Below are 11,813 nucleotides of genomic sequence, written 5' to 3'. Positions count from 1 at the left end.
TCGACTGTGTTCGCCTTGCGATTTTCGGATTGACAGCGGTGCTCTCGGTGCTGCTAGCCACAGGCTGGCAATCTGAACCATACAAACGTCTCGCATTCACGCTCGACGACTGGCGTCAGGGACATACGAAGGCGCAACGTCCCGACACCAGGGTCACTCTGGTCGATATCGACGAGCATTCGCTCGATGTCATCGGCCCGTGGCCGTGGCCTCGCGCGCTCATTGCGCGTCTCGCGCAGACGCTGTTCGATCGATTTCACGCAAAAACCGTTGGACTCGACATCCTGTTTCCCGAAGCGTCGAATCCAAAGGACGACGAGGCGCTGCTGACGATCGCGAGGCATTATCCGCTCGTATTCGCGCAGGCATTCGACCTGTCGCACAATCGGGTTGCAGCTCGTGCAGGACATGTGGGGGCGCCGCGCGATCCGGTTACCGTTCCATGGAACTCACCCGTCGCAACGGGCTTCGTCGGCAACTTCTTTGAAGATCCCGCTGTTTGCACAGGACACGTTACGCCAATTGCGGAGTTCGATGGTGTCGTGCGCGCCATGCCGCCCGTCATCCGTTATGCGGGGACCCTCTATCCGATGTTTGGATGGCAGATGTTGCATTGCGCCGGTCACGTGCCGTCGGGCGGTCAGTCGATCGCCTCATTGCCTGTCGATTCGCGAGGTACTGTTCGCATCCCATTCCGTCACGGCAGCCAGGCGTTCGATGCCATCCCGGCGCTTCAGGTGCTGACGGGGGCTGCGCCTGTCGATCTGTTGCGCGGACGCTATGTGATAGTCGGATCGTCGGCGCTTGGCCTGACCGACCATATCGCGACACCCGTCGACGCATGGCTGCCGGCAGCTGTAGTACACGCCGAAATGCTGACGTGGCTTCTCGATGCGCAGGCGGGCGGTACATATGCAAGCGGCTCGACGTTGCTGCCGCTCGCGTGGACGGCGGTCACGATCGTGCTGTTTGCGGTGCTCTTCAGGCGCTCACGCGCGCTGACCACGTTGCTCGCACTCGTCATGACCATCTCCGCATGGCTTGCCGTCGCGCTGCTGACGTCTCTCGTCGCGGCGGATCTGATTGCTCTGCCACTCGTGCCGGCCGCGATGTTCATCATCGTTCAGGCGCCCGTCGAGTGGATTTCATCGCAGGCAACGCTCCGCTCATTCGAGCAGCGTTTCAGTCGATATTTGCCGCCGACCGTGGTGCGCGAAATCGTGCGCCGTCATGGGCTCACAGCGTTCCAGCCCGAGCGTCGGCACATTTCCGTACTGTTCGTCGACATCGAGGGCTATACCCGGCTCGCCGAGCAGATGACCCCTGAGCAACTCGTCGCGATGACCGAACTTGTCCTCACACGGTTGACCTGCTGCGTCCGTGACACGGAAGGCACGCTCGACAAATACATCGGCGACGCGATCATGGCTTTCTGGGGAGCGCCGCTCGAGCAGGCCGATCACCCGGACCGCGCAATGGACTGCGCACTCGCGATGCTCAAGGAGTTGAAAGCGCTCAACAACGCCCAAGAGCCGCTTCTTGCGGGCCAGATGGTACGAGCGCGCATCGGCATCAACACGGGCAGCGCCGTGGTCGGCGAACTCGGCTCGACGACGCGTCAGTCCTACACGGCCATTGGCGACGCGATCAACGTGGCCTCCCGCCTGCAGGATTACGCAAAGGTTGCAGGCACCGATCTGCTGGTCGGAGAGGAAACGGCGAAAGCCGTGACACGCCACAATTTGCGCCCGTATGCGCAAGCGACGCTGCGAGGACGAGTCGCCCCTGAAATGCTGTATGTCCTCAGCGAGGACACGGCCGTCCTCGCGCAACACGGTTGAGAGAACCTGCTCACACAGATGATCCGTTCTCTCCTTTGTTTCTTCGCGCGGTCGTGCCGCGGCATCTGTATGGCGGGCGCGCTGGCCCTGCTCTCCGTCACGGCGCATGCGCAAATGACGGATGCGTCGCTCGATCAGATCGTCAACGACGATCTGCGCGCACAAGCGCAAGCGGCAATCGAAAGCGGCAACCGCGAGATGGCCATCGAATTGCTGAACGAACTCGTCCGCCGTGACCCGCGCGAAGCCGGTGCGCTGCTGGACGTCGCGCTCCTCTATTGCCAACTCGGCGAGCGAGACCTGACGCGGCAAACGCTTGCACGCATCGAAGAGCAATTCGCCGTGCCTGCACCTATTCAGAAGCTCATCGTGTTCTATCGCGACAACCCTTGCGTGCAGAACGTCAGGCGCCCGCAAGCGGCAGCCTCGCTCGGCGTCGGTGTTACGTCGAACGCGAACTTCGGACCCTCTAGCTCGCTCGTGACGTTCGCATCGGGTGCGCCGATCGATTCACTGGTGCTGGCTCCATCGAGCCTCGCGCACGGTGACCAATATCTCGAATCGTCGCTGCAGGGCGGGATGCCGATTCCCGGCGTGCGAAACAGCAGCGTGATTGCCGGCTTCGCGAGCCGCCAATATCGCCGCGACCATGCGTACGACCAGCGGGTTGCGACACTCGGTGTCGCCCATCAGACTTCGCTGGGCCACTGGCAAGTGGGTAACGAGGTGATCGCAGATGTGTTGTGGCTCGGCACGCGGCTCTATCAGCGCGATATCGTATGGCATGCCAGCAACTGGTCGCCTGTGGTCACGCTAACAGGCCTGATCGCCCGTGCGGGTATCGATCTGACTGTCGACGATACCGTCTATCCGGGCAACTCGATGTATAACGCGCTGCGCGTTGAACCGCGAGCGGCACTCAATGCGCGGATTGGCGAGCGAACGACGTTGCTGTTCCTGATTGGTCCTTCCTGGGACCATGAACACAACGGCCGTCCCGGTGGTAGCCGCCATGGCTACTCGACTTATTTCGAACTCGACTATGACATGCTGCGTCGGGGACGCCTCGAAGCGATCTATCAGCAACGCACCCAAACGGATGCGTCGTCATATGATCCCATCTTTTTTGGCGGCGAAGCCCGGCAACAGACGCTACGCTCTGCGTCGCTTCGCTATGTGTATCCCTTGTCGCATGCCTGGTCTACCTACGCGCAATTGTCAGTACAGCGAGTCGCGGATTCGATTCCGATTTTCTCGTATACGGTTCGCAGCGCATCGGTGGGTTTGTCATGGAAATACTGATTCCAACATGCGTTCAATGCGCTACACTTGGGCTTAGAACGTTATAGGCTCTGCCATGTCCCAACAAACTCCCCCGACAAACCCGCACACGACGTCCGGTGCCCCCGAGAGTTCGCTGTGCCATGAAGCACTTGGTTTTCTTGACCAGTCGTATGACCTGGTTGACGGGCTGTTCCGCGAAGTGACGGGACCGGATCATGCGCAGCTTGCCGTACATACGGGCACAGTGGAGCTTACGCTGGCTGGTCAGCCAGACGGGCTCGCGTCCGTTGGGCACCTGTTCCTTTAAGACTTTTTCTCGCGCGGCTCTATATCGCTGAGAGCGTGGCTCCCGCCACGCCTCGTCACTCAACAGACCAGATTCTTCAGTCTGCCCACGTAGGTTCGGGCTATCAGCGGCCAGTTGGCTTCTTTTTCGACGTGGGAACGCGCCTCGCGAATCATTGCATCGCGGGCAGTATCGTCGAGTCGCAGCATCTCGGCGATACCTTCGGCAAACGCGGCTTCTCCGGCTTCAATATAGTCCCGCCCCGCGCTCAAACCCGCTCCGCGCGCCCCGAATGTGGTGCTGACGATCGGCAAGCCCGCCGCAGCGTACTCGATCAGCTTCAAGTTGGTACCCGAGCCCGACACCACCGGATTCAGACCCATGTCCGCCACTTCCAGCCAGCAATGCTTTTCGACCTCGCTAATGACGCCGGCGAGCCCGATGTTGCCCGGTCGGTCCCAGCGCGAAACCATGTCGCACACGGAGCCGAGCAGCAGGAATTGCACATGCGGAAGTTGGGCGGCGGCCTCGAAAATGACACGCGCAGCGTCGGCATTCGGGCCATGGGCGCTTCCCATGAAGAGCGCGAGCGGGCCGTCTATACCGAGCTTCGCGCGGCTTCGCTGAGCTATAGCGCTCTGACGGAAGGGCGTTGTACTGACGTCGATGCCGTTGGGCACGACAATCAGTTTCGCGGCGTCCACGCGCTCATAGAGCGATTGCAACCGGTCTCGATCTCGCGTGGAGCACGCCGTGACGAGCACCCCCTCACGTACGGCCTGTCTCTCCAGCGCAGCCACACGATCGACGGCCCACTGATGCGAGCCGAAAATGTCGCGCTTCAGATCGGCCTCCACGTTGTGCGCCTCGTAAACGAACGCAGTGGACGAGACCTCGCGCAGTGCGGGCAGCGCATACGGGTGCGAACACACCATCAATTCCGCTGTCCGGGCCAGCCGGTCGATGGCATCGAGCCACTGCGGCGCGCTGCGGGGATGCATTGCCGCGGTCAGATCTTCGACCGACGCGCCGAGCGTTTCTCCCAGATCGCTCTCCAGTTTGATGAAGTCGCTTGATTTGGGCACCAGTTCCTCACTGAAGCCATCCTTCAGGTGACGGACGTGGCGTCTCGTATCCGGCGAGGCGAGGTTGACGAAACGCACGTCGAAGTCGTCCGCCACGTGTGAATACAAGCCGTGGAGGCGAAGTTTGCCGCCGCTTACGACGGGAGCGATCGGATAGGTATTGAGCACGCCGAGCACGGGCTTCGCGCGGCGCGCGACAATCGCCGGCGCGGTACTGCCCGTCGCCCCATTCACCTTTATCCGAGCTGCAGGTTCCGCCGTTGCCGCTCTGGCTGCCGCTGTATGAGCGCCTTCGAGCAGTGCCTTGCACAACATATCCCAGTCAAGTCTCTCGGCATGCGTTCGGGCCGCACGCCCCATCTCCTTTGCGCGCGCCAGGTCGCCGCATAGCACACGTATCGCATCAGCCAGCGCACGCGCGTCCGGTTCGACGATCAGCCCGCTGTGGCCATGCTCGATCAATTCCATCGGGCCCCCGGAATCGGTCGTCGCGATCACCGGTTTTGCTGCCAGCATTGCCTCCAGTGTGATAAGCCCGTAGTCCTCGTCGCGCGGGACGAATGGCACGCAGACCGCGCGAGCATACTCCTGCGCCAATACGGCATCAGGCACGCGCCCCAGAAACCGGATGCCGGGGTGGTCGCCCGCCGCCGCGCGCAATCGCGCCTCGTCGGGCCCGCTGCCTGCAATGTGCAGCGGCACGTCAAGCCGGCTCGCCTTGTACGCTTCGATGATGATGTCGATCCGCTTCAGCGGATCGAGCCGGCTCGCGCTGAAGATCGTCTCTTGCGGACCTGCAACAAGCCCTTGAAGATTCGTCGGGTGATGATGGACGTCGACGTCGACGCCTTCGGGAAAGTACCCGTCCCGCTTTGCCACGACGCGCGAAATGGCTGCATAGTGCCCGATCTTATCGGGCCGCATGGCAACGGCATCGAGAAGTCGGATCGCCGCACGAGTCACAGGACCCGGAAACGCCCAGCACACCGAATCGGGCGAGCGCGCGAAGGCGCTGTCGAGTGCTTCCAGCAGTTCATCGAACTCGACGTCATGCGCGCGGTACTCCGCAAGCGCCCGAACGATGCGCTCCGGCATGCCGAGCGACAGCAGCAGCTCCCGATCGAATGTGGTCGGCATACGCTCCGGATAGCAGTCGTACAGGCCGCGAAGGGTATGCTGCAGATAGACGACATGGTTGCGATGACGAATTGCCCAAGCCGGGTACTTCGTGCTGATCACCATATCGAAGTGATCGAGATTGAGCGAAGAAAAATGACGATAGCTCGACAGGAGTTCGCCCATGTTCCGTTCGGGGCTGGGCACTTTCAGCAGATCGGCCTGTACGCCGGGCTGCGCATTGAACGCGTTGACAAGGCCCCACCATAGATTCTCGGCACCGCCGATGACAAAGGGCACCGGGCTCGGTGCAACAATTGCAATTTTCATGATTCGATTCGCTTACGCGGCGGTCAGTACTTTGACCACTCGCTCCCAGGAAATGTCAGCCGAGCACCACGTCTCGCGTGCCCGCGCGCCGGCCTGAGCCGTTTCGCGCGGATGCGCGGCGATCCAGTCGAGACGAGCGGCAAGCGCCTCGGCGGCGGGTTCCTCGATCCAGCCGTTGTCGCCATGGCGAATGAACTCGAGCGGGCCGCCCGCGTCGGAACAAGTCAGCACGGGCTTGGAGGAAAGCATCGCCTCAAGCGTGATATAGCCGTAGTCTTCGTCGAAAGCGGGAAAAACGACTGCTTGCGCGCGCGCATAAAAGGCGCGCTTCTCTTCTTCCGTGACGTGGCCGATCAGCGCTACGCGATCACCCACGCCGAGCCGTTCGATCAATGCCGCGTACGCTTCGCGCTGGCCTCCGTCACCAGCAAGCACGATCTTGAGCGGCGAGCGCATGTGTCGGGCCGCCTCGATCACCAGGTGCTGGCGCTTGAGCGTCTCGAGCCGGCTGGGAAAGAAGACGTAAGGCAACGCGTCGTCGCACCTGAAATGCCCGGTATGCGCCGGTGGATGATAAAGCGGCTGTGCGCCAATGCCGTTGAACTGCTGCAAGCGCTCCGCGACCCGCCCCGAGTTTGCGAACACGGCTCGGGCGCGCGTCAACGACGCGTTGTCGAAGGCGATGATCTGCTCGCGCAATGCGTCGAATTCCGATGACGACCGCGCGGGATCGTACAGTTCGTACGCGGCGCGATGCTGATGCATGACCCACGCGTAGTGATTGGGATGGGCGATGCCATATCCCGGGAACTGCAGGCTGATCACGCGATCGATCGACACGCCATTGGGCTGCACAAGATCGAGCGACGAGGCATGCTTCATCGCCCGCGCAATGTCGGCTTCCGGCGAGAAGCGAAACGGCAGCTTAAGCAATTCGACGTCATGCCCTGCTTGCCGCAATGCGTCCACGACCCCGTTGACGTGATAAGTCGCACCGCCGTGGATGAACGGCACCAGATTGGCCGTCACAAGTATCTTCAATCCAGATCTCCGGCCGCGCGTGCCTTGCGTCCAGTCACGGCGAAATCCTGCGGTCCGCACAGATGGCCATTCACACGCTCGGTAAGCGGGTCGTTGCCCGGAACTTTTGCTTCTTCCGGATACGGGCTGCTTCTGATGATGTCGATGTCATCAAAGCCGTGATACTGAAGCAGGAACGTGATGGCCGACGGCGTGACCGGGTTGCGGTGCGTGAAGTCGTGATAGAACGTGTGGCTGCCAACCAGGACGTTTTCCGGGTTCGGAGTCTCGAACAGCACCGACCCTCCGTCCGCCAGCACGCGATTGCATTCCGCAACGAGCGCATAAAGATAGTCGAACGGCAAATGTTCGATGATGTGAAAGCCCGTGACGGCACCGACCGATCGGGAAGGGAGGCTACGCAAATAGCCGAGCGCGTCCATGCATTGCACGTCGAAGCCGCGCGCCGTGCATACGTCGACCATAACGGGGTTCGCGTCGACCCCCACCGCGTCGAAATGTTTCGCCGATACATATGCGAGCCATTCGCCACGCCCACAACCGATGTCGACTATTGCATGTTGCAGGCCGCGGCGCCCCGGCACACGGGTGCCGAGCCAGTCGTTATAGACGGCGAGCTTGGCCGAGACGCTCTCCTGAGAGCCGCGGTTAGCGTCTTCGAATGCGAGATAGTAACGGTCGAGCGCTTGCTGAGAAACGAGCGCCTCGTCTTGCGCGGCCTTCGCAACGGCTGCCCTTGCACTCGCGACGGCGGTTTCTATTGAAGTCTCCACGTGCGCCTTGTGCTCAGCAAGCCGCGCCTCAATATCTTCAATTGCGCGCCGGCATTCGAGCAGCGCCGCGCGTTTCGACACGCGCCGCTCGAGGCGCCGCATCGCCGAGCGCGTCACGAAGCTCATGCGCAGGGGACGCAATGCGCTGTCAAAGGCCGTGAGCGCGATTGCCCATTTCATCCCGTCCGTGCCTGTACCCCGGTTGCGTCCCTCGCGCGACAGCCGCAATTTCGCTGCGATACTCAGCCGGCTGACGCCATTCGCCAGTTGCGCCCTGTAATGCCGTCGGCCTGAATCGTCGGATTCGCGGCCGAGCAGATAACGGTACGCTTCGTCGATAAAATCGTCGTTATCGCCAAGCATGAATCGCTCGACACCGACGCCTGCCGGAGAAGCGGTCGTCTGCTGCAAGCCGCGCGCGCGCATGCGGCAGGAATCGCCTGGTAGCTGCAGCGCAGGTTGCGACAAGGGTTGACGTGCCGGCGTGCGCGTCGCCGCTTCCGCCTTGACGCGCTCGATAAGAGCCGAGAGTGCCGCGTTAGTCATGATCTTGTTGTTGCGAATTGTGCGGAATCCATTGGGATGTGTTGCTGAAATTCGACGGGCACGTAGCAAAGGCCCGAGAACGGCGTCTTCGTAAAACCCGCGATCTCGAACGTCGTTGCCGCGTCCCACCAGTGCTGACAATCGTGAACGTGCGTGTCGTCCGTATGCAGTGCGACGGTCAAGGTGTATTTGCCGGGGGCAAAGTTCAGCGGCAATGAAAAGCGGCACTCGACGCGCCCGCCCTGCTGAAAGACCGCTGGTTTATTAAGTAGCGAAGTATTCGTCCCGAACACGTCCTGACCAAAACGATCGCGGATCAGGATGCCAACTGACAGTTCCGCATCCTGCGACGACTCGCAGTCGAGCGTGACAGTTACCTGCTCGCCGGAGCCGAACCGATCGCCGACGCCGAAGCGGTTCGCCATCGTTACTTGCAGAATTCGCGTGTGCATCGCGCCATACGATCCCTGCTCGGCATCCCGGACGTTGCGCAGAGCATCGTCGACGCCCGCGATCAGCCGGTAATAGCTTTGCGCGGCTTCTTCGGGGCTGCCGTCGAAGATCACTTTGCCGTTTGACAGGAGCAGCGCGCGGTCGCACAGCAGCTTCACCGAGTTGATGTCGTGCGACACATACAGAATGGATCCGCCGCGGTCGCGGAAGGTCCGGATTCGCTTCAGGCACTTCTGCTGAAAGCGAGCGTCGCCCACGGCCAGTGCTTCGTCGACGATAAAGCAGACGGGGTCCGCGTGGATCGCGATCGCGAAGCCAAGGCGCATCACCATCCCGGACGAGTACGTGCGCACGGGGGCGTCGATGAATTCGCCCAGTTCCGAGAATGCAATGATGTCGTTGAGGCGTTCTGCGATCTCGCCACCCGTCATGCCGATGAGGCGCGCATTGACAGCGATGTTGTCCCGCCCCGACAGCTTCGGGTCGAAGCCCGTACCGAGTTCGAGCAGACCCGTGATACGACCGTTACGGCGGATCGTTCCCGAATCCGCTTCGAGCACACCGCTTACGAGCTTCAACAGCGTCGACTTGCCGGCGCCGTTCTGGCCGAGCACGCCGATCGCTTCACCTCTCGCAAGAGAAAACGAAACATCGTCGAGGGCGACGTGACGACGATACCGCGCCTTGCCCGTCAGGCCCTGTATCAGACGGTCCGCGGGACGGTTGTAGATGTTGAACTGCTTGCGCAGATGTTCGACGACCAGCACGGGCGCGTTGGAAGGTGCATGACTGATCACAGCAAATCCCTCACTTCGGCCTGGAGTCGGGCGAGCAGCGCGCGGCTCGCGGCCATGCTGACAACACAAGCCACGGCAAGCGCGGCGAACTCCTTGAGCGGCGGCCAGCTATGCCATACGACGATGCCGTGCGTCGCGTCGACGGCCCAGAACACCGGATTGAAATGCATCAAGTGCTCTGCCCAAAGCGGCAGAATATCGGCCAGGTAGACAACGGGCGTCAGCCAGAACCCGAACTGCAATACGATGTTCAACACGTTCTTCACATCGGGAACGAATACGTCGATGGTGCCTAGCATGACGCCGATGCCATAAGCGAGCGCACTAAGAAGCAAGGCGACGACAGGCAGCAGACACCACTGCCGACTGATGGGATGGCCGATCACCAGAAGAAACACCGCAAAAAACGACATCGCGATCACGTACACAACCCACTCCGAGACGACGATGTGAAGCGGCATGATCCAGAGGTTCACGCTGATCTTGCGAATCAGATGCGCTTTCCCGCTGTACACCGCAGCGAGCCGGCTCACGATGTTGGAAAACAGATTCCACATCAGAAGCCCGCTGATCAGATAGACCGTATACAAATGCGGGTCGGCGTATGTGCCTAGCCGCGAACGCATGAAGTGCGAAAACACTGTGCTGAACAGGGCGATGAAAGCGAGTGGCTGCAACAACAACCATGCTGCGCCCAACGCGTTTTCACGGTGACGATCCACGAGATCCTGTCGTGCCAGCAGCCAGACATGATCGAGGCTTGTCCTGAAGCTAATCATTTTGAACAATTTCCGATTAACGGGTATTCGAGGCGACAGCGTTTGCGCTAGACGATAACCTGCCTGTATACATCGAGCGTCTCTTGCGCCGAGCGCCGCCAACTGAAATGCTGCGCCCGCGTTTTGCCCCGCGCGACGAGCAGCGCGCGCAGCGCCGAATCGTCAATGAGCATCTGCATTGCGTCGGCGAATCCCGCAATATCATCGGGGTCATAGATGAGCCCTGCGTTGCCCGTCACTTCTACGAGCGCGCGAGCGTTCGAGCAGATTACAGGGACACCCGATGCCATCGCTTCGAGGACCGGCAACCCAAAGCCTTCATACATCGACGGATAAAGCAGGGCGAGCGCGCCGGCTGTCAGCAAAGGCAGCGCCTCGTCGGGCACGTACCCGAGCCTGCGGACCGTGCCATCGTTCAACGACTTCACAAGCGCGGTGTGCAGCGACTCCGTCATCCATCCGTCGCCGCCGACCAGCACGAGCGGAAACTTGCGTCTTACCGGCATTGGCAGCCGGGTATGCGCATCGAGCGCCGCAAGCAGGTTCTTGCGCGGCTCCAGCGTGCCTACGGCTGCGAAATACTGCCCATGGACGAGATCGCTGCGCGACAGCACCTCGCGCGTCTCTTCAGTCGTGTATGGCCTGAAGCGCTCTGACACACCGTTATGGACAACACGCAGCCGCTCTGGTCGCGCGCCGAAGCAGGAGATCAATTCGTCTCGCACGAATTCGGATACGACGATCACACGATCCGCGCGCTCGAGTGCTTTCGGAAAATTGTTCCGCAGCAATGCGAGCCGCGCTGCCGGATGATATTGCGGATACCGCACCCACGATGCGTCGTGCGCGGTAATCACCGTCGGGCCGTCAAAGCGAAATGGAATGAAGTTCGGATCGTGGTACACGTGGGGCGCCGTGCTGCGCCGCACGCCTGAATCGAAGCGAAACTGCTCGACATGAGGCATGTACCTGTAAACACAGGGCATGTGACGCCGTGCAAACCGTTTGGCGACGCTTGCCATTTGGGTGCGCAACGAAAAGGAGCCGAGAGATGCCGACGATGCGCTAGCGTTTCCCGCTGCAAGCGACGACGACCAATGAGTTCCATAAAAGAAACGCACGTCGTGGCCACACCGCACGAACTCTTGCGCGAGATGAAAGGCGTATTGCCCTATTCCCGTCAGTGGCGTGAGGAGCGCACGGCCACCCATTGCAACTCTGAGCGGCATCCCCGAAATCTGATTCTCGACCATTCGTGACTTTTTTATTGATGTGCACAGCGTGGAGCGACGTAAGTATCGTTGTTGTGCGCGTCTTTATATGTGACGGCCGTCACATACTGCCTACCCCCTCATCTGTGTGACAGCGATCACATTTTTGCGAATGTCATTCCCGCAGAATGGCGCCTTCGTGGGTGGATAACAATACTGCGACTTCACCTTGAGAAAGGGGCGAACCACCAGTCGCGCGAGAAAGAGGCCA

The 11,813-nt window shown here is 61.0% G+C and carries 8 protein-coding genes; 2 read left to right on the top strand and 6 right to left on the bottom strand.

Going from position 1 to position 11,813, the window contains the following annotated elements; translation table 11 throughout:
• Positions 1-47 precede the first annotated feature (47 nt).
• Both VSR68_RS07800 and VSR68_RS07795 read left to right on the top strand, forming a co-directional pair.
• On the top strand, positions 48-1,841 hold the full coding sequence (locus VSR68_RS07800; RefSeq protein WP_342939268.1) for an adenylate/guanylate cyclase domain-containing protein: 1,794 nt from the start codon (positions 48-50) through the stop codon (positions 1,839-1,841).
• A gap of 69 nt (positions 1,842-1,910) precedes the next feature.
• Complete coding sequence (locus VSR68_RS07795) at positions 1,911-3,143, top strand: tetratricopeptide repeat protein (RefSeq protein ID WP_342939267.1); 1,233 nt, start codon at positions 1,911-1,913, stop codon at positions 3,141-3,143.
• Positions 3,144-3,491: 348 nt separating this feature from the next.
• On the opposite strand, the gene VSR68_RS07790 is transcribed toward VSR68_RS07795, so the two are convergent.
• Genes VSR68_RS07790 through VSR68_RS07765 form a run of 6 tightly spaced genes read right to left on the bottom strand, consistent with a single transcriptional unit; the run spans position 3,492 to position 11,542 of the window.
• On the bottom strand, positions 3,492-5,942 hold the full coding sequence (locus VSR68_RS07790; RefSeq protein ID WP_342939266.1) for a glycosyltransferase: 2,451 nt from the start codon (positions 5,940-5,942) through the stop codon (positions 3,492-3,494).
• Positions 5,943-5,954: 12 nt separating this feature from the next.
• Positions 5,955-6,983: a glycosyltransferase family 4 protein gene (locus tag VSR68_RS07785; protein ID WP_342939265.1), complete on the bottom strand. Its 1,029-nt coding sequence runs from the start codon at positions 6,981-6,983 to the stop codon at positions 5,955-5,957.
• The gene (locus VSR68_RS07780; protein ID WP_342939264.1) at positions 6,980-8,302 is read right to left on the bottom strand and encodes a methyltransferase domain-containing protein; all 1,323 of its coding nucleotides are present in this window, start codon (positions 8,300-8,302) and stop codon (positions 6,980-6,982) included. The genes VSR68_RS07785 and VSR68_RS07780 overlap by 4 nt, the downstream gene beginning before the upstream one ends.
• The gene (locus VSR68_RS07775; RefSeq protein ID WP_342939263.1) at positions 8,299-9,552 is read right to left on the bottom strand and encodes an ABC transporter ATP-binding protein; all 1,254 of its coding nucleotides are present in this window, start codon (positions 9,550-9,552) and stop codon (positions 8,299-8,301) included. The genes VSR68_RS07780 and VSR68_RS07775 overlap by 4 nt, the downstream gene beginning before the upstream one ends.
• Positions 9,549-10,433, bottom strand: coding sequence for an ABC transporter permease (locus VSR68_RS07770; RefSeq protein ID WP_342939262.1), 885 nt, complete (start codon positions 10,431-10,433; stop codon positions 9,549-9,551). Before VSR68_RS07770 ends, VSR68_RS07775 begins: the two co-directional genes overlap by 4 nt.
• Positions 10,379-11,542, bottom strand: coding sequence for a glycosyltransferase family 1 protein (locus VSR68_RS07765; protein ID WP_342939432.1), 1,164 nt, complete (start codon positions 11,540-11,542; stop codon positions 10,379-10,381). The genes VSR68_RS07770 and VSR68_RS07765 overlap by 55 nt, the downstream gene beginning before the upstream one ends.
• Between the last annotated feature and the right edge of the window lie 271 nt (positions 11,543-11,813).

Source organism: Paraburkholderia phymatum (assembly GCF_038900715.1).
Taxonomy (GTDB): Bacteria; Pseudomonadota; Gammaproteobacteria; order Burkholderiales; family Burkholderiaceae; genus Paraburkholderia; species Paraburkholderia phymatum_A.
Note: the sequence above shows the minus strand (reverse complement) of the source record. Positions and strands in the feature narration are given on the sequence as shown.